General features: G+C 52.5%; 19 protein-coding genes. 1 reads left to right on the top strand and 18 read right to left on the bottom strand.

The window, feature by feature from the left end; genetic code table 11:
- Positions 1–181 precede the first annotated feature (181 nt).
- The 18 genes from QZ305_RS09930 to prfA all read right to left on the bottom strand — a co-directional run bounded on the left by QZ305_RS09930 (position 182) and on the right by prfA (position 17,456).
- Positions 182–583 carry an ATP-binding protein gene (locus QZ305_RS09930; protein WP_294731686.1) on the bottom strand — a complete coding sequence of 134 codons (402 nt, stop codon included), beginning with the start codon at positions 581–583 and terminating at the stop codon, positions 182–184.
- Between the two features lie 490 nt (positions 584–1,073).
- The gene (locus QZ305_RS09925; RefSeq protein ID WP_294731685.1) at positions 1,074–1,721 is read right to left on the bottom strand and encodes a response regulator transcription factor; all 648 of its coding nucleotides are present in this window, start codon (positions 1,719–1,721) and stop codon (positions 1,074–1,076) included.
- A 320-nt stretch (positions 1,722–2,041) separates the two neighbouring features.
- Positions 2,042–2,644, bottom strand: coding sequence for a hypothetical protein (locus QZ305_RS09920; RefSeq protein WP_294731683.1), 603 nt, complete (start codon positions 2,642–2,644; stop codon positions 2,042–2,044).
- A gap of 119 nt (positions 2,645–2,763) precedes the next feature.
- Positions 2,764–3,114: a hypothetical protein gene (locus QZ305_RS09915; protein WP_294731682.1), complete on the bottom strand. Its 351-nt coding sequence runs from the start codon at positions 3,112–3,114 to the stop codon at positions 2,764–2,766.
- A 62-nt stretch (positions 3,115–3,176) separates the two neighbouring features.
- Positions 3,177–5,567: a hypothetical protein gene (locus tag QZ305_RS09910; RefSeq protein ID WP_294731681.1), complete on the bottom strand. Its 2,391-nt coding sequence runs from the start codon at positions 5,565–5,567 to the stop codon at positions 3,177–3,179.
- Complete coding sequence (locus tag QZ305_RS09905; protein WP_294731680.1) at positions 5,554–6,234, bottom strand: ABC transporter ATP-binding protein; 681 nt, start codon at positions 6,232–6,234, stop codon at positions 5,554–5,556. Before QZ305_RS09905 ends, QZ305_RS09910 begins: the two co-directional genes overlap by 14 nt.
- 24 nt (positions 6,235–6,258) lie before the next feature.
- Positions 6,259–7,113, bottom strand: a complete 855-nt coding sequence (locus QZ305_RS09900) for a sensor histidine kinase KdpD (RefSeq protein ID WP_294731679.1) — start codon at positions 7,111–7,113, stop codon at positions 6,259–6,261.
- A gap of 152 nt (positions 7,114–7,265) precedes the next feature.
- Positions 7,266–7,907 carry a response regulator transcription factor gene (locus QZ305_RS09895; protein WP_294731677.1) on the bottom strand — a complete coding sequence of 214 codons (642 nt, stop codon included), beginning with the start codon at positions 7,905–7,907 and terminating at the stop codon, positions 7,266–7,268.
- A gap of 222 nt (positions 7,908–8,129) precedes the next feature.
- Complete coding sequence (locus tag QZ305_RS09890; protein ID WP_294731675.1) at positions 8,130–9,275, bottom strand: iron-containing alcohol dehydrogenase family protein; 1,146 nt, start codon at positions 9,273–9,275, stop codon at positions 8,130–8,132.
- Entirely contained in the window at positions 9,272–9,907 is a 636-nt protein-coding gene (locus tag QZ305_RS09885) for an AAA family ATPase (RefSeq protein ID WP_294731672.1), read from the bottom strand. Before QZ305_RS09885 ends, QZ305_RS09890 begins: the two co-directional genes overlap by 4 nt.
- Positions 9,904–10,653: an amino acid ABC transporter ATP-binding protein gene (locus QZ305_RS09880; RefSeq protein WP_294731669.1), complete on the bottom strand. Its 750-nt coding sequence runs from the start codon at positions 10,651–10,653 to the stop codon at positions 9,904–9,906. Before QZ305_RS09880 ends, QZ305_RS09885 begins: the two co-directional genes overlap by 4 nt.
- Positions 10,654–10,666: 13 nt before the next feature.
- Positions 10,667–11,419 carry an amino acid ABC transporter permease gene (locus tag QZ305_RS09875; RefSeq protein WP_294731667.1) on the bottom strand — a complete coding sequence of 251 codons (753 nt, stop codon included), beginning with the start codon at positions 11,417–11,419 and terminating at the stop codon, positions 10,667–10,669.
- A gap of 214 nt (positions 11,420–11,633) precedes the next feature.
- Positions 11,634–12,512: a transporter substrate-binding domain-containing protein gene (locus tag QZ305_RS09870; RefSeq protein ID WP_294731665.1), complete on the bottom strand. Its 879-nt coding sequence runs from the start codon at positions 12,510–12,512 to the stop codon at positions 11,634–11,636.
- Positions 12,513–12,612: 100 nt separating this feature from the next.
- Positions 12,613–13,842: an aspartate aminotransferase family protein gene (locus tag QZ305_RS09865; protein WP_294731663.1), complete on the bottom strand. Its 1,230-nt coding sequence runs from the start codon at positions 13,840–13,842 to the stop codon at positions 12,613–12,615.
- Positions 13,839–14,264: a hypothetical protein gene (locus QZ305_RS09860; RefSeq protein ID WP_294731661.1), complete on the bottom strand. Its 426-nt coding sequence runs from the start codon at positions 14,262–14,264 to the stop codon at positions 13,839–13,841. Before QZ305_RS09860 ends, QZ305_RS09865 begins: the two co-directional genes overlap by 4 nt.
- A 365-nt stretch (positions 14,265–14,629) precedes the next feature.
- Complete coding sequence (gene map / locus QZ305_RS09855) at positions 14,630–15,499, bottom strand: type I methionyl aminopeptidase (protein WP_294731659.1); 870 nt, start codon at positions 15,497–15,499, stop codon at positions 14,630–14,632.
- A gap of 35 nt (positions 15,500–15,534) precedes the next feature.
- Positions 15,535–16,380, bottom strand: coding sequence for a peptide chain release factor N(5)-glutamine methyltransferase (gene prmC / locus QZ305_RS09850; RefSeq protein WP_294731658.1), 846 nt, complete (start codon positions 16,378–16,380; stop codon positions 15,535–15,537).
- Positions 16,380–17,456 (bottom strand): peptide chain release factor 1, encoded by a 1,077-nt coding sequence (gene prfA, locus QZ305_RS09845; RefSeq protein WP_294731656.1) that lies wholly within the window; start codon positions 17,454–17,456, stop codon positions 16,380–16,382. Before prfA ends, prmC begins: the two co-directional genes overlap by 1 nt.
- A 229-nt stretch (positions 17,457–17,685) precedes the next feature.
- On the opposite strand from prfA, the gene QZ305_RS09840 reads away from it, so the two are divergent.
- Complete coding sequence (locus tag QZ305_RS09840) at positions 17,686–19,131, top strand: glucosaminidase domain-containing protein (protein ID WP_294731654.1); 1,446 nt, start codon at positions 17,686–17,688, stop codon at positions 19,129–19,131.
- Positions 19,132–19,238: the final 107 nt, after the last annotated feature.

Genomic DNA, 19,238 nt, shown 5'->3' with positions numbered 1-19,238 from the left:
CATCCAAGTGTACAGGATGTGAGAGTCGGAACCTCACCAAAGTTTAGAGCGCCTTGATTTTCCGGAACCGCATGGTCCAATGATTGCTGTAAAGCTGCCTGCCGGAAGATGAAGACTGCAGTCCTGTACAATTCCAAGTTTTCGGATCTTGACCCTCACATTATTCAACTCTATGTTCATTTCATTCCCGATTCAAATTTTCCAGTTTGTGGATCAGAAGACTGATCCGGATTTCAACCTGATCTGAGACCTGATTGATGGTTATTTCACCGAAATGGCGCATGACAATTTGCTGAGCCATGGAAAGGCCAATTCCATAATGCCCGGAGCCGGTGCTGGAATATCGTTTGGACATACCCTGTGTGAGATGACCCGGATTCAGAAAACGAATCACGTATCTGTTTCCGGATACTTTCCCTGACACATGTATATCAGTTCTGACTGGGCAATTCTGTATGGAATTTTCAATCAAAGTCTTGAAAGCCTGCAGCAGACTGTTTTGATCCACAGCGATTTCCACCGGATCCAGATTCTCAAGGACAAGTGAGATATGTTTCTGATCAGCAAATTCCGCAAGCTGCAAAACAGCATCCTGCAGAATCTGATCAATTCTTGCTATCTGGTAGTGATATTCCGCTGCAGATGGAAGACAGGAAGAAGCAGCAATGAAACTGTCTGCGATCGCAAATGCATTCTGCAGCGATTCCTGCAGTTTGCCTGCCTGCGGACATCCGCCGGTATACAAAAGAGCTGTGCTCAGCTGTGTCTTCATCTGATGTGCCACATTTTCACAGGATTGTTTCCGGTACTCTTCCGTTTCTTTCTGCAGCCGCAGATGGGCCTGCAATTCTCTGATTCTCTGTTCCTGCAGAATTTGTTTATTTTCAATTTCTCTGTTCCGTGTTTTCTCCGTGAAAACCATACAGATATGCAGGAGCATGGACAGCACAAACACAATAAGCAGTGCCTTGAGAGAACCTGATGTCCATAAATTCCGAGTCTGTATTCCCGGTTCATTCAGACACACAAGTCCAACAGCCAGCACAATGACATCCATGACAACAGCCAGACTTCTAAGATGATTCATTGTTCACTCTTTCCAGGCTGTAACCTGTATTCTTTCTCCCAGTAATGCACAGGCCAATTTCAGAAATCTTCTTTTTCAGTTCTGTCATCCGACTGCTCAGCGAAGAGACAGGGAATTCTCTGGAAAGATTTCGAGTCAGGCAGTCATAGGAAATATAATTGGAGTCACTCAGGAACAGGGATCGAAGAATAGCCGTTTCCGTTCCTGTCAAAGGCAGGTCATTGATTGTTCTTTTTTCCACATCCAGACAATAAGTCCCCTGAAACACAATGGATGTATTCTGAAGTCCCCGGTTTCGGCCAATAGCATTTATTTTCTCCTGAAGTATATTTGGCAGGATCGGTTTTACGATATAATCATCAATTCCTTTCCGATATCCCTCAATAATGGTTGATTCCTCATTGCAACCGCTGATGATCAGAATCGGATGCCCAGTGAATTCCCGGATGTACTGAATGATATCCAGACCATTTCCGTCAGGAAGGTTCAGATCAACAATGAAGATGTCATAGGACTTAAGGTTCTCGTTTTCTGCCTGCTGCAGCGTACAGCAGATATCGACCTGATGTTCTGTAAGAATGTGTCGTAATCCAAGTGCAAATTCGAAATTGTCTTCTATAACCAGAATTTTCATAAATAAACTATAACAATCAATGGCCCTTTTGTAGAGAAGATCCTGTTTCATTGATATGGCAGGTTTACCGATTTGGGAAACCCGCCATATCAATGTGTCTGAAGTGGTCTGATTCCAATGATTAAGATGAATCAATTTCAGCAAATCAATTCAATCGATTGACTCAATAGAGCTAAATTGATTCAAATTGTCAGCTGGCAGCCTATTAATCTGGACCTTCAGGCCAGGAAAAAAGCTGCCAGATTATTCCATCCCAGAGCAGAATGAAAAAACAGCAGCTCAAGTTTTATGGTGATTGTATCCAAGATCAGAAGACCAGACTATTCCTCATTCCCTAGATAATATCGTCCGCTTTCATTGTAATACCCAATATAGCCGGAGGATGAGGAGACCTCCAGAGCGATGGATGTTGATTTCTCTGGATCCAGGCTGTCACCGGGAAAAGCTGTCGTAGTTCCATGGCTGTAGAAATCACCATTCACGCTCCAGTCAATTGTCTGCACATCAATCAGATTCAGATACACGTTCCCGGCAAACTCTCTGGAAGCTCCTCCATCAGCATCCTGTCTGTCCAAAGCAGCCGTCACAATATGATCACAAGCCATCGAATCATTCTGATCAGATCCCTGGCAATACACGTGAATGCCCCTTGGGCTGTATTCTTCCATGGAAGGGACCGGAATCATCAACCGGATACAGTCCGTCGTCTCCGATATTCCTGCTTCTCTGCACTCCTGCCGGATTTCCGCTTCTGACCGTCCCTGCATGCGGGCAGCCTGTTCAGCCATTTCATCGAAAGACAGGACAACAGAGGACTCCTGATTCAGTTTGCTGCCGGTCCCCGAGGCACAGCCGGACAACAATGCGATAGCTGTCAACATCATGACGGTTCGCTGGACAAACACAGCACTCCATCTGTTCATACAGATATCTCCCTGTATCTTCCAGCTAATGAATGACAGGGTCATCAAAATATCTGCCCCTGTCATTCATTTATTAGGCTATTTAATCATATACATTCAAATAATTGAATTCATGAAACTCATCTGGGACTGACAGTTACCCAAATGCAACTGTGTGTAGGAACCCCGTTAATACTAATATACACACTGACAATATTGCTTCCAGGTGTCATAAGGGCCCCTGTAACGCTTACTGCAGAACTGCTGGCATCCAGAAGCCATCCTCTGCAGCTCCAGTTACCATTTGCATAGGTCATCGTTGCAGCGACCTTAACATAATAGCCCTGTACAGTCCCAGCGTTTTCTCCATACCAGGTTTCGACATTGTGTGGCACAATCATTGAACTATCATCAGCCGCTGCAATCGGCATAATGCCCATTCCGGAAATTGCCAACATACTACTGAGAAGCACCTTCTTAAGAGTTTTCATATCTAACTCTCCTTTCTGTTGTTTCAACACTAATCCGTAAAGATTACAGAAACATTGCAGAATCACGTCTTTCTTCTCTTTCTGATCAAAGCCATTTCTCCTGTCGCCAAAAGTCCCTCTCCCAGCAGAACCAGTGGAATCAGCCACAATCCAATCTGGACATCCAATCGCAGAATTCCCACAGGGTTCTGCTGGATGAACAAAAACGGAAATATCATTCGAAGAAGTGTCTCATTCACAGGAAATCGCAAATGTATCCAGCAAATCAGCAAACTGAATCCCAACGTTCCCATCAGAAGACAGATACAAACCATCCACCTCACCAGTGCTCCGGCTTTTTCCGCCGCTCTGGTCCCTGATCCCGCCAGAATCAGCCGGTGGCAAAAGTCTGCCAAAGCTGTCTGCAGATTGGTCAGTCCATGGAACTGCACCCAGATCAGTGCCAGAAACAGAATACATACAAGCACTCCGTACATGGTTTCTTCACTGTTGAACAGCTCCATTCCCTGCTGCTTCACCGCGCTTTCGTTGCTCAGGTACACATCTTTTTCATGAGCCATGGCAGCCAGACTCACCCCTGCCGTTTTTCTGCTTACATCATCATTCAGTCGGACATGAACCCGATTGACCGGATAATCCAGAAATCCCGGCCCGGCAAAGAAGGTGTAGGCAAAGCAGGAACTAAGCAGTTCATCAAACCACATCTCCGGCATCCGCTTTCTCAGGATTCCTGCAATCCTGGCCTGGATACGTTCCCCATCAGGTTTCATGAGCTCAATTGTATCGCCAGTCTTGTATCCAGTTTCTTTCATGATTGCCGGCGGATCTTCCAGATCTTCTGCCAGCCACAAATCACCATCCTGAACAGAAAAATCCGGTGCATAGAGAATCACCCCTTCTCCGCTTTCCCACAGTTCCCGGTCCAGATTCTCCACCTGGGACAGATCCAGCCCCTGCCGTTCAATCATGGAAACCCGCTGCCAGTCCGGTTTTTCTGAAGGAAACAGCAGTGTGGACCGGGAAAAATCACGGATGGATGAGTCTTTTCGAATCTGCTCCAATACAGAATTCTGTCTAACCGGCATCATCCAACCACCAGCCTGCACAAAACTGCTGGCCACATCTTTGAAGCGGTTGTCTTCTTCCAGCTTTTCCACCATATCTTTGAGTACATCATTTACTTCGAACGTCTGAATGGAAGGAGGATCCAGGGAAAGAAGAAAATCCGGTTTCTCCTGCAGCCAGGTTTCATACTGCCAGGTTTCAGTCAGTGAAAGAACAGACCCAGTCAGAGCACCTGCCAGCAGACTGCTTGTCAAAATAAACACAGCCAGACTGTTCGTTTGTGATCTCATAAAACGCAGTCCCAGATATCCTGGTGTGACCTTTTTCATCGGCTTCCGGGATTTCGGGATCCTCGCCATCCCTTCAGCAGACGCATTCACCACAGTGGGAATCCGGGAAATTTCCAGATAAAGCAACAGACACAATCCAGCAGTCTCTCCTGCCATGATAGCGGCTGTAATCAGCATGACTTTCCATGGCCAGTGCATCACCAGTCCCGGTACCAGAGCCATCAGAGAAGCCCCAAACGAAGCCCGAATCATGAGCCGGGCCATATCCCGGAACAGTTTTTTGCTGGAGACTCCCAGACTTTTCATCACCAGCAAATCATGACGATGACTGTCCAGCCATTTGTGAAGAATTGTCAGAATCAGGAAACCTGAGCCACCCAGGGCTGCTGCCATGAGCACAGTCCAGGCTGCGTTTTCCGGCGAAAATGGATTCCACAGCTCCTGAACATGAATATTCCGAATCAGCAGCGGCATGGCCTGCTTCAGATCATCCATGACACGGGGATCTGTACCGCGGACAAACATATGTTGACTCACAGGCTGCAGGCCTGTTCCTGGCCCTGCAAACACCGCAGGCTGCCTGTCACTGCTGATCCAGAGGGCAGAATAATTATCGATGACTCCCGCAACAGTGAATGTCCTCTCTTCATTCTGAATGTTGCCGGTGATTGTCTGACCCGGATCGTAGCTGAGACCCAGCCGGTCCAGAACCTGCGTCTCTACCAGGATTTCTTCCCCTGTTTCCGGAAGTGCTCCCTGAATCAGATGAAACCGGGCAAGCTCCCAGAAGGAATCATCTGCGGATCCCATCAGAAAGGACTCTCCTTCTGTCTCCAGGGCACCGTAAATCTCCTCTGTTCCAACACATGTCAGCAGCTGATGGTTTTTCAGAATCTCAGAATCTGCCTCATTTACATCCAGCCGCATTCCCTGCCACAGACCATACTGTTCTCTGGCTGTCTCCAGACGGGTTTGCCATAATCCGCATTGAACAGAAACCGCCAGGCTCAGGCAGAGAAAGCCTCCTAGAAAAACGAGAAAGCACTTCAGCTGCAGCTTCCGGTTCCGGGAGAAATACCGGAATCTACTGTTCCGCATACTGAATTTTCCCGTCCTGCAGAACCAGCATCCGGTCTGCCTGTTTGGCCAGAGACAGGTCGTGAGTGACCATGATGACTGTCTGATTCCAGATTCTCTGGCATTCCTTCAACAATCCGAACACGTGTCTGGCATTCTGAGAATCCAGATTCCCTGTTGGCTCGTCTGCCAGAAGCAGGACTGGTTTCGTGGAAAGTGCCCGGGCAATGGCCACCCGCTGCTGCTGCCCACCGGAGCATTCCCGGGGATATTTATGATCCAGTTCCCTGATCTCCAGCCGGTCTTTCAGCTCCTCCAGAAACTCCGTATCCGGCTTGTTTCCATTCACCTCAAACGGCAGCCGGAGATTTTCCTCAATGGTCAGTTCCTGTACCAAGGAATAAAACTGAAACACCAGTCCAATGTGGCTAAGGCGGAAATCCGACCGTTGTTCTTCTGTCATCGTATCAATCTGCTGTCCGCCAACGCGAATGGTTCCCTTTTCCGGTGTGATCAGCCCAGCCAGACAATGAAGCAGTGTGGATTTTCCAGACCCACTGGGTCCAATGATTGAAACAAACTCACCGGGTTTTACCTGCAGAGAACAGCTCTGCAACGCATTGGTTTTAACCGTTCTATCCCCATAGGTTTTCCAGATACCCTCTGCCTGCACTGCAAATTCTTCCATGATTTCACCTCCGGCTTCAGTAAATCAGTCTGGTTTTTCAGAAACGTTGCAATCGGGAGTTTCCCAGGGATGAACCGGCAGACAGAGTCTGGCTGCAAATACTCCATTTTCCAGCGAAAGGGTCAGCTTTCCCAGATGTTCCCGGGCTGCCGTTCTGGCCAGATCCAGTCCAATCCCGTAATGTCCAGGTTCCCTGCTGGCATAACGCTTTTCTGGCGGCAATGAAGTCCCGGAAGTTCTGTTCCGGATTTCCAGGCAGAGTCCAGTTGCTGTTTCTGTCAATAAGACAGTCACCTGGTTGCTGTGCCGCAGGGCATTGACCAGAAGTGTCTCCACTGCCTGCCTCAGCATCTGTCGATCACCGTACAGCCAGCCAGACATCATATTCATATCCAGTTCACCGGTATACCCCGAAAGCTCGGGCATAACCTCCTGCACAATGATCTCTTTCAACGAAACCAGCTCCATGCAGAGTTGCCGGTCATTATAATGAACCGTTGAAATATTCAGAAACCCTTCCAGCTGGCTGTTCATATGATTCAGTGTTTCCTCCAGCTGTTCATTCATCCCGGACAGTTCCATCCGGAGCCACAAACTGTTCAAGGATGATTTGAGCTGATGTGCCAGGTTCTCGGCTGTTTCCAGGCGGATCATCGCATCCTTCTCCTGGGCATTCAGCATCCCCTGCAGTCGGATAATCTGCTGGTTCAGGTTTTGACATTCCTGTTCCTGCTTCCTGACTTGTTCCCGGCTTTTCCGTCCTCTGATTACCAGGGTCACCAATCCCAGTACCAACACAAAAATCAGGAGCCAGAAGCGGATATCCATCAGAGAGAGAAGTACAGTCACCCAGGCATATTCGCCATATCCAGCAGCCACTGCACTATATTGATGAAGTTCGGGGTAGAACAGCACCGCTACAGGATTTTTGGAAAAAGCTACCTGAAACAATCGGGCGACAAGGCTTGCTATCCAGAACAAAAAGCAAAGCCCCAGAAGCAGTCCCCACAGAATAAAATATGTTTTCCGCTTCACAATCCCTCCAGCTGATAGCCGGTATTTCTCCGGCCGGTGATGGTCAGATCAAACACACCCAGTTTCTTTTTCAGCGTGGACAGCCGGGAACTGAAAGTCTCCAGGGAGATGTCCCGGCTGGTGTCCTGCCGCACGAAGCGGATCAGAGTCTCTGTCTGACAGGGATGCCGAAACAGACCCCGCAGCAATGCGGTTTCCGTTGGGGACAGGGAAAGCTGATGATTCCCTTTTTCCAGGAGCCGTTTTTCAGGATGCAGGATTACATCTTGAAACCGCAGCTTGTCACAGTACCCGCTTCGCTGCAGCAGCGCCTGTACTTTCTTCCTCAGCACCGCCAGCCGCACCGGCTTGACGATGTAGTCATCACAGCCGGACTCGAAGGCCTCCAGCATGGTGGTTTCCGCCTGATCGCTGGACAGAAACAGGATGGGTACATCACTGGAAATCCGGGCAGCCCGGGCAATGTCCAGACCGCTTCCATCCGGCAGCCGAACATCCAGCATCAGCAGATCCCATCCTTTTTCATATTCCGCCAGTCCCTGGCTGCAGGTAAAACACAGCTGACAGTCCTCCGGATCCAGGGCATCCCGTAGGGCTTCTGCCAGATCCCGGTTGTCTTCCACAATACAGATTCTCATATTCTTATCTCCTTAAACCATCATAAAATATAGCCTCATTTCTTCCAACCTTTGCTGGATTATATCTGCATTTCTTCCCATTTTCCTGCTTTCAGACAGCATTTCCCACCTGAAAACCGACAGATATGACCGGATATGAACGATGGATATCCCAATCATATGAAAAACCGCCGGTTTTCAGCGGTCATATCTATGCGGATTTTTATATCAGTTTCGCTTCACTTATGCCTGATAAGCTGAAATCAGTACGTTGTATATCGAATTTACATCATCGGCTGAAGCCTCGCGGGGATTGGCCTGCACATTGCCGGAGATCATGGTATCTCTGATCAGAACCGGCAGATCCGCCTCGCTGATCTTCCATTTCATTTTAATTTCCAGACGGCTGTTCAAATCTGTGACCCAGTCTGCCAGACTTGTGTCTTCCGGCACCCCTAGCAGATCGGCTGCTTCCCGATACTTCCGGGCTGCCGCCTGTTCATTGAAGCGGATCACCTCCGGCAGAAGCAGAGCATTGGCGACTCCATGGGGAATGCCGTAATGCGCCGAAAGCGGATGGCTCATGGCGTGCACCAGACCAAGGCGGGACAGGGAGAAGGCACAGCCGGCCAGGAAAGATCCCTCCATCATCTCCCTGGCAGACTCTTTGTCTCCGGTCTCCACAAACCGCACCAGGCTGCCCCCGATTTTCTCCAGTGCCCGCCGGGCAAAGGCATCAGAAATGAAATCGCCATGGCGGGAAACAAAGGACTCCAGCGCGTGAATCAGAGCATCCATCCCAGTGGCCGCTGCCAGACCGGTGGGAACATTGGCCAGCAGATCCGGGTCCAGAACCACAAGGTCCGGTATCAGAAAAGGAGAGGAAACCGTCATCTTCACCTGTCGTTCATGGTCGCTGATCACCGCAAAGGGTGTGACTTCGCTGCCGGTTCCCGCCGTGGCTGGAATCACCAGGAGCGTCATCTTCAGCGGTGAAACCTTCCTGGATCCTTCATAGTCCTGTAGCCGTCCACCCTGACTGATCAGCACCGCCGCTGCCTTTGCCGCATCCAGCACCGAGCCGCCACCTGCAGCGATGAGTCCGTCGCAGGCATTCTCGTTATACAGATCCCGGATCTTCTCCACAGTCTGAATGGATGGATCGGACTCGGTTTCATGAAACACAGTGAAGCGAATGCCTGCCTGTTCCAGACTCTCCAGCACCGGGGCGATGAGACCGGCTTTGTGCAGATGAGGTCCGGTCACTACCAGAGGATGTTTCATGGTCCCCTGAACCAGTCCGGCTGTTTCCTTCATGGACCCGGGACCGGAGATCACCTGTTTCGGCACCTGCCACAGGATGGTCTGGATCTTCTCTGTTTCGCTCATTCAATAAACCCCCGTAATCTCAGTGCAGCCAGAATCAGCTGGACACTTCCTTCAATCCCCATGCGGGCGCTGTTGATGGTCAGATCATAAGCCACCGGATCTGTCCAGGATTTCCCGCCTGTGTAGAAGCTGTAATATTCCGCCCGGTACCGGTCGGTTTTCTCGATCGTGGCCTCTGCCACTTCCCGGCTCACCGGCATATTGTCCATGGTCCGGCGGATACAGTAATCCCGGGGGGCTTCAATGTATACCGACAGCACATTGTTCCGATGACGGAGAATGTCATTGGCGCATTTGCCCACGATGCAGCAGGATTCGGTCTCGTTGAGATTTTCGATGATTTCCTTCTGATATTCGAAGAGCTGTTCATCGGCCACGAAGGGTTCATCCCGGGAGATGTATTTCCGGCTTCGGGGGATGCCGGCCAGAAATGCGGAAAACCCGCTGCGGCTCCGGATCTTTTCATCCACCTCCACAAACAGCTCCGGGTCCAGGCCGGAGAGCTGACTGGCCAGGATCAGAATCCGGTTTTCGTAACAGTGAATGCCCAGTTCTCTGGCCAGCCGTGAAGCGATTTCCTTACCTCCAGTACCGAATCCCCGGGCAAAGGTCACAGTGAATGGCCCTTTCATGCCTGGGACTCCCGGTACCGGGACAGGAATTCCCGGGCGCGTCCGGTTGTCGGCGCAGTGAAGAAGGACTCCGGATCAGTGTCCTCCGCCACATATCCCTGATCCATGAAAATGATGCGGCTGGCCACATCCCGGGCAAAGGCCATTTCATGAGTGACAATGATCATGGTCAGACCGGATTCTGCCAGATCCCGCATGACATTCAGAACACCCTGTACCATCTCCGGATCCAGCGCGGATGTGGGTTCATCAAACAGCAGGATCTCCGGCTCCATGCACAGGCCCCTGGCAATCGCCACCCGCTGTTTCTGTCCCCCAGACAGCTGTGCCGGCTTGGCGTTGATGTACGGGGCCATACCCACTGCTTTCAGCTGGGCAATCGCCCGTTTCTTTGCCTCCTCCCTGCTCAGGTTCAGAACGTTTCTGGTTCCGGCCATGCAGTTGTCCAGCACCGTCATGTTGTTGAAGAGGTTGAAGGACTGGAACACCATGCCCACCTGGGACCGGTAATCCGACAGTGCCCTGGCATGTTTCTGAACGGGATTTCCGTGAAAACGGATCTCACCGGAGGTCGGTGTTTCCAGATGATTGATGCATCGCAGCAAGGTGGATTTTCCCGATCCCGAGGATCCCAGGACACAGATGACCTCTCCCGGGGCTACATCCAGATCGATTTTCTTAAGGACCTCATGACTGCCGAAGCTCTTCGAAAGATCCCTGACACTTAGTACCGCCGCTTTTTTCATGCTGATCTCCTTTCTATTCTCCATCTGACATATATTCCACGGCCAGAGCGTAATCTGCCCTGCCCTTCATTTTCTTCTCCAACATCAGAAACAGCCGGTTGAACAGGAAGCAGAGAACGAAATAGATCAGGGCAATGCACAGATAGGCTTCAAAGTATTTGTAGTACACCGCACCGGTGGTCTTGGCCACCATGAACAGCTCCGTCACACCGATGACATTCAGCACCGATGTCATTTTCAGGTTGGTCAGAAACATGTTGGCCATCTCCGGAATGATGTTCCGCAGAGCCTGGGGCAGAATGACCTTCACCATGATTTTCATGGAGGTCATCCCCAGTGCCAGACCACCCTCCCGCTGCCCCGGGTCGATGGAGTTGATCCCCGCCCGGACGGTTTCGGACATATAGGCGCCGGTATTGAGCACCGTGACCAGGATCGCTGCGGGAACCGGTGTGATTTCAATCCCTGCCGAACGCAGTCCATAATAGAGAACCATGGCCTGCACGATCATGGGCGTATCCCGGAAAACTTCGATATACACATCCCCGATCCATTTCAGCACCCGCACCGGCAGCCTGCGGTACCAGGGGTCATGCGGACTGACCTGCAGGTCGCCGATCACGCCCAGCGCGAATCCCAGGACAAACCCAATCAGTGTACCTGCGATGGCGATGTACAGTGTGACCAGGGTTCCCTGCCAGAACATTTCTCCGTATTCCTGGAACAGGAATGCGATCCATTCCAGTGTGTTTGTAGGCTGAGCCATGTTTTCCTCCTGCTTCGTTTACTGCTTCATTCCACCATAATGAGCGGAATCTCCTTATTTCCACTATCCGTTGTCTGTTGCTTCATTCTTCGCCGGCAGCCGCCATTCGCGGCCTCAGCCCTCTGATTGGTCTGGCCGGCATCCTGAGCACGTCAGAGATCAATAACCGTAATCCTGAAGCCCCACTCTCAACCGGCGGACTCGATTGGCGGCATCAGCCGCCAATCGTGCTGGCCGGCACATCCTGGAAGGATTCATCCATCAGCTTGTCCATGTCTTCTTTGGACGTCAGACCGATTTTCTCCAGTCCTTCTTCCATTTTCTTCAGGGTTTCTTCATCACCTTTGCGGACCGCGATGCAGATGTTGGTCATTTCTTCATCGTTTTTGAATTTGTCGTTTTCATCCAGCGTCACAATGGAAAGATCCGGGTTTGTGGCCAGCGCAGCCCGGGCCGTGGGTTTATCCACCACAACCACATCCGCCACATCGTTGTTTACGGCCATGAAACATTCGGATGTGGTTTCATAGTTGGCACCCAGCGTGGCATCCGGAATCTGATCCAGCAGATCCACCCATCCAGTTCCCAGCTGCGTGGTCACCGTGACATTTTTTCCCGCCAGATCGGACAGGCCCTTGATTTCTTCCAGACCCGAGCCTTTTTTCACCACCAGACAGTTGGTCCTGTAGTAATACGGATCGGTGAAGTCATAACTCTGCTCCCGCTTCGCTGTGCGGCCCATACCGGAAATGATCACATCGTAATCACCGGCATCCAGGCCCTGGGTAATGGAAGCCCATTCTGATTTGTGCACCTCCAGATCCATGTCCAGTGCCCTGGCCATTTCCTGGGCCACCGCCACGTCATATCCATAGGCATACTGACTGGTACCGTAAATCGGCTCCGCTTCCTTGCCGCTGGTGGTGGTTTCCTCTGTCTGCGTCCAGTTGAAGGGCGGATAGGCGCATTCCACACCGACCTTCAGCACTTCCTTGCCGGATTCGGCTTTGGTTTCTTCTCCCTGGCCGGAACCGCACCCTGCCAGAATCATCATCCCCGCAGCGGCTGCCATCATCATCTTTCTGAATTTCATACCTGTTTTCATGTCTCTTTCCTTCTTTCCCCGCCCTGTGACTGCGGTATTCTGAACCGGATTTCTGCTGTCCGGTTTTATCTCTCTGTCTGAGATTCCCTCAGGCACTCTGCTCCCGGTCGATGTCTTCCAGGGCCTCCCGCATGATGGATACTGCCTGATCCACGTCCTGGCGGGTGATGATCAGCGGGGGTACCAGCCGGATGACCGACTTGCCAATGGCTGTGGTCAGCAGATGCTTGTCGACACAGCGGTGCTTCAGATCCGTCGCATCAATAGAATCATCAAATTCCGCTCCCACCAGCAGGCCCTGTCCTCTGACTTCCTTGACATGAGGAAGCGTGGTCAGCTGCTCCATCAGATAGGCGCCCATCTCAGCTGCGTTTTCATCCAGCTTCCGTTCCTGCAGCTCTTCGATTTCTGCCAGAGCCGCTGCACAGGACACAGGATGACCGCCAAAGGTTGTACCGTGACTGCCCGGTGTGAAGACTTTCGCGATTTCTTCCGTGGTCACAATCGCACCAATGGGCATCCCGCCTCCCAGCGCCTTGGCCATGGACACAATATCTGGCTGAATTCCGTAATTCATGTAGCTCATGGGTTTTCCTGTCCGCATCCAGCCGGTCTGCACTTCATCCAGCAGAAGCAGGATTCCCTTTTCCTTTGTGAACTGGCGCAGTCCCTGCAGAAATTCCTGTGTAGCCGGATGCACACCGCCTTCTCCCTGAACCGGTTCCACCATGATGGCAATGGTGTCTTCGTCCACCGCTGCCTTGAAGGAATCCAGATTGTTGTAATCCGCATAGACAAATCCCTCAGTCATGGGACCAAATCCAATCTGGCAGCCGTTGTCTGGCTGACCTGTGGCGGACATGGCACCAAAGGTCCGGCCGTGGAATCCCATTTTTGCTGTGACGATTTTGTATTTGCGGGGACCGTATTTTTCGATGCCATATTTGCGGGCCATTTTGATCATGGCTTCATTGGCTTCCGTTCCGGAGTTCTGATAGAAGATCTTGTCGAACCCGGTGATGCTGCAGACCTTTTCCGCCAGCAAAGCCTGGGGAATGGTGTATGGATAGTTGAATGTATGCATCAGCTGTCCTGCCTGTTCCTGGACCGTCTTCACGACTTTGTCATTGCAGGAACCGGCGGAATTCACTGCGATACCTGCATAAAAATCAAGGTAGGGAGTCCCTTTCTCATCGTAGATGTACTGATCTTTTGCTGTTTCAGCCAGAAGATCAAACCGTTCATAGGTTTCAATCATGTACTTTGACGCAAGATCGCGGATCTGCTGCGCCGTATACCCGGTATCCTGAAGTTTCATGGGAATTCTCCTTCCACATACAGCCCCTGAACGCGAAAAGGCGTCAGGAATTTCACTTCTCTGACGCCTTTGCCATGTCGTTCTGTATGTATGGTCCAATCATATACGGTGACTTTGACCCTGTCAAACACAAAACCATTATTTTTCAACAAATTTTCTGAAAGTGTTTTCATAAACAGGCAGCCATTCAGGACAGATTCCCGTCCATGCTGGCCACCTGTCTGTTTTTGGAAAATCTGCCTGTTATACTGAGGGTGCAGGGAGGCAGAAAGATCCGCTGCTTCCGACAGGGACCGAAACGGTGCCGGGCGCGTCAGACAAGACGGTAAAATCGACAGAGTGTAAAGAAACTCAAAGGGAAACGGAAAGTCAGAACAGAGTCGAAGTTTCCACCCCTGAATCAATCTCTCCGATTCAGACATCCGGAAGAAAGCAGACAAAACCATTCGAAAAGGATTGAAAAAAGGAGAGACACAGGACAGGCCAAAGGATGCGATCTAAACGGCTGAGTGGTTGAAAGATACCGGAAGGCATGAAGAAAGCGGAGAAGCTGTCCGAACCAGTCAGGAAAAAGCCCGAAACAATCAGAGAAAGCACCTGATCTCCCTGGAACAAATGGATCCGGGGATGATTCAGAAGAATCATCCTTTGTTTTTGGAAGTGAAAGACCGCCGGCATGTGGATGTCTGGCGGTCTTTTGGCCTGACGGAAACAGAGCCCCAGGCGAGTTCATCAAAAAAGACCCTGCCGCCATGACAGAGTCTTCCCGTCTGTTCCTGTGACTGTCCTATTTTGCCAGGATCTCCACGCCTTTGTCCGTCACCAGCAGCGTATGTTCCCACTGGGCGGAGAGCTTGCCGTCTTCGGTGATCGCCGTCCAGTCGTTGTCCTCGTCAATGTACAGCCGGCTGGTTCCCTGGTTGATCATCGGCTCAATGGTGAACACCATGCCCGGCGCAATGACCATGCCCCGGCCGCGCATGCCCACATGGTGGACATAGGGCTCTTCATGGAAATCATTGCCCACACCATGACCGCAGAAATCCGTCACCACGCTGTAGCCGTTTGCATGGGCCACTTCCTGGATCGCCGCGCCGATATCGCCGAAATGTCCCCAGGGCCGCACCGCTGCAATGCCTGCCTCCAGACACTGTTTTGTCACATCCACCAGACGCTTTGCCTCCGGATCCACCTGGCCGATGCAGTACATCCGGCTGGCATCCGCATAATGACCATGCACAATCGTCGTGCAGTCCACATTCACGATGTCTCCGTCCTTAAGAATGACGTTTTTGTCGGGAATGCCATGGCAGACTTCTTCATTGATGCTCGTGCAGCAGCTTTTCGGAAATCCCTCATAGCCCAGGCATGCGGGGATTCCCCCGTGGCTGGTGGTGTAGTCGTAGACCAGCTGATCGATTTCCTCCGTGCTCATCCCCGCATGGATTTTCTCGCCCACCAGATCCAGTACCGCATCGTTGATCTTTGCCGCTTTTTTGATATAGCGGATGTCCTCCTCGGTTTTGATCAGCTCCCGTCCCGGGACCTGCTTGCCCTGGAGTTTCAGAACTGCCAGCATGTCATCGAATTTTTCGTGGCAGTGTTTGTATTTTTTGCCCGAACCGCACCAGCACGGGCTGTTTTTGCTTAATTTCATATATCCCTGTTCCTCTCCTGTCCGCATTCCGGAATTCACCGTTCAGCCACAAGCCAGAACATCCGGTCCTTGCCATTGATGTCCTGATCAATGTGTGCCTGAGCCTGCGGAAAGTATTCATGCGCCAGCTCCGTCAGAGCCTGTCCCTGATTCCAGCCCATTTCAAATGCCATCAGCGCCTTGTCCTTCAGAACATCCCTGGCCTGGGCAAACAGCGTGCGGTAGAATTTCAGACCATCCGGACCGCCGAACAGCGCCACATGAGGCTCAAAATCCCGCACCGAGCGTTCGATCTGCTCCTGACTGGGAATGTACGGGGGATTGCACACCAGGATATCGCAGTGCAGTCCCTCCTGGATGTAAGGCTCCAGCAGACTGCCGGTGAAGAACCGGACACTGGCACCCAGCTTCTCCCGGTTTTTCTCCGCCTGCTTCACCGCCGGTTCGGAGATGTCGCTGGCGTACACCGTAAAAGCCGGTTCTTCCAGCGCCAGGGAAATGCCAATGGCGCCGGATCCGGTTCCCACATCGAACACTGTGACTTTCTGATCCGGAAAATATTCGTCATACAGACGCAGCACCAGCGCCACCAGTTCCTCGGTCTCCGGACGGGGAATCAGCACATCCGGCGATACCAGGAAATCGTAGCCGTAAAACGGGGTGAAGCCCAGGACATAATCCAGCGGCTCGCCGTTCTCCATCCGGTGCACCCCTTCCAGGTACTCCGTCTGCAGTTCCTCCGGCATGGCTTCATCCATCACCGTGTACAGATTGATGTCATGCTGCCGGCAGATTTCATTCAGCAGCAGACCCGCTGCCTGATCCCCGTGCTCCTGCAGCCGGCTGCGGCCTTCACGAAGCAGATCGGCATATCGCAGCATCAGAGCTCTTCTCCCGCCAGCTTCGCCTGCTGGTCCGCTGTCTGCAGGGCATTCATCAGATCATCCAGCCGCCCGTCGATCATCCGGTCCAGCTGATTCACGCTGTAGCCGATCCGGTGATCGGTGATCCGGTTCTGGGGATAGTTGTAGGTCCGGATCTTTTCCGCCCGGTCCCCGGATCCGATTTTCGTCCGGCGCTCCGCTCCGGCTTTCTCATCCAGCTCCCGCTGGTGTTCTTCCTTCACCCGGGCCGCGATCGTCGCCAGGGCAGTTGCCCGGTTTTCATGCTGGGACCGGCCATCCTGGCACTTGACCACGATCCCCGTGGGCTTGTGGACGATCCGCACCGCGGAATCGGTTTTGTTGACATGCTGACCGCCGGCACCGGATGCCCGCATCGTTTCGATCTCCAGATCATTCATGTCGATATCGAAATCCTCTTCATCCAGCTCCGGATACACCAGCACCGTAGCCGTGGAAGTCTGAATACGGCCCTGGCTCTCGGTCTTCGGAACCCGCTGGACACGGTGGCTGCCGCTTTCAAATTTCAGCGTACCGTAGACCCCCTGTCCGGTGATCTTGAAGGCAATCAGTGAATAGCCCCCGGCTTCCGAATCCTCCGCATCCGTCACTTCCACTTTCCAGCCCTTGCTCTCGGCGTACTTCACATACATCCGGTACAGATCCCCCGCAAAGATGTTGCCTTCGTCGCCCCCGGCTGCACCGCGGATCTCCATGAAGGCGTTGTGGGAGTCGTTGGGGTCCCTGGGCACCAGCAGCAGTTCCAGGTGATCCAGATAGTCCTGAATCTTCGGTTCCAGCTCCTCGATTTCCATCTGCGCCATCTCCCGGATCTCCCGGTCATCTTCCTCTGCCAGGATCCTGGCATCCTCCAGGGCCGATCTGGCTTCCCTGTATTCGTGATACGTATCTATGATCGGAGTCAGTTCACTTTGTTCCCGTCCGAGTTTCGCCATGGTTTTCCGGTCTCCCAGAACCTGCGGGCTCATCATCAGCTCGGAGATTTCATTGTACCGCTGTTCAAGTCCTTCCAGACGGTCATCCATTTTTGCCATATAATTCCATCCTTTCCCGCCTTCAGGCGCTGCAAGTCTGTTGATTGTCAGCCCGCTGCGTACAGCAGGCAGTCTGAACCTATCCTATGATAGCACCATATACAGCGGCGGGTCATGCAGGGGATGCGCCCTGTCGGGCTGAAGCCGGGGCCAGGACCGCCGGAAGCGGTCCGCATTGGAAGAAAAAGCCTGCAGAGATTTTTGCACCCGGGTTCTTTATAATAAAAGAATGAAGAAAAGAGGAAAACGGCAAGCCGGCAGCAGGGCCCGGCGCAGGCCCAGACGGTCTGTGGTGGCAGCGGGTGTGATCCTGCTTTGCATGGCTGTTGTCTGGCTGGGGTTCCGGCTGACGGAAAACGGTGTGTTCACGGTGATTGACTATTCGGCGGATCCGCAGGAGATCGCGACGTACCGGCATTTCGGATTTGCGGCGTCGAGACTGAATGAACTGGATCCGAAGGCGCCGGGGTGCATTGTGAACGGGGATGGAAAAGTGGTGGCGATCCGCAGCGGGGTGGTGGATTTCTCCGGGAAGCCGGTGACGGAAAATACAGACTATACCACGGAGCGGGGAGAACCGGGGTATCTGAATGGCAGTTACGGCGTGGATGGACTGTATCTGGGGACAAGCGGTGATGGCCGGCGGGTGAAATTCATGATGGCAGGGGTCACTGGCTGGGTGGATGTGCAGGATATTTCCCTGCGTTTTTACAGCGACAGTCTGTCTCTGTCCGGATACAGCCGGTATGAAGACTCGCTGGTGCATCAGGTGTCCACGGGGCTGGATGGTCAGGAGCCTCTGGCTTACAGCATTGGCGGGTGTCCGGATTTCATTGACGGAGATGCGTTTTACTATTCGTATGACGGGCACCGGTTTTACCGGGATTTTTACGAGATGTCCCAGGCTGTGCGGGAAGGCGAAGGGAGTGCGGTGAATGAAGCCCCCTGGTACAATCCCTGGCAGTTCACGCCGCACCGGTGTCTGTCGGAGCTGACGAATGCCCAGGGCAATGCGGTGCTGGAACGGCAGGGGATCAATGCGGCGGCCGGGTCCTGGCCTGTGGAGGCGAATCAGTCGGTGCTGTATGATGCCGGTGATCTGTTTTCCCGGGTGCAGAATGAGGATTACCTGAATGCCCGGATGATGTTTGCGGTGGCGCTGAATGAATCCGGGTACGGACAGAGCGAGTATGCGGTGGTGAATCACAATGTGTTCGGTCACGGGGCGGTGGATGAAAATCCGGATGCGGCCAGCGGGTATGGGAGTCTGGAGGCCTGTGTGCAGTCTCATGCCTGGGACTGGCTGCAGAAGAAATACGCCAATCCGGAAAACGATGTGTGGCACGGGTCCTGGTTCGGGGACAAGGCCTCGGGGATCAATGTGATGTACGCTTCTGATCCGTACTGGGGAGAGAAAGCTGCCAGTTTTCTGTACCGGCTGGGATTCCAGGCGCCGGCGCTGATTGTCCGTGATGGCTCTGAGCCTTCGGCGGTGTTTGCGAATCCCGGCGGGGCGGTGGTGTATACGTTCCAGGGACCGGCGGTGTTCATTGTGGCGGGAGAAGCCCGGGATGGCTATGTGCCGGTGCGCAGCGAAGCGCCGCTTTCCCAGGGGAAGGTGGATGTGGAGATTCCCTATGAGGAATCGGATGTGGTCTGGATTCCGGAACAGTGAGCGCAGCCGGCAGCTGCTGAGCCGGCGGCATGAGATATTGTGAAAGAAAACAGTAAGCGACGTTAATTGCCCATCTATGATAAATCCCTCCACAGCGGGACAATACC

It is taken from the genome of uncultured Faecalibaculum sp. (assembly GCF_910588395.1).
In the GTDB taxonomy this organism is placed as follows: Bacteria; Bacillota_I; Bacilli_A; order Erysipelotrichales; family Erysipelotrichaceae; genus Faecalibaculum.
Note: the sequence above shows the minus strand (reverse complement) of the source record. Positions and strands in the feature narration are given on the sequence as shown.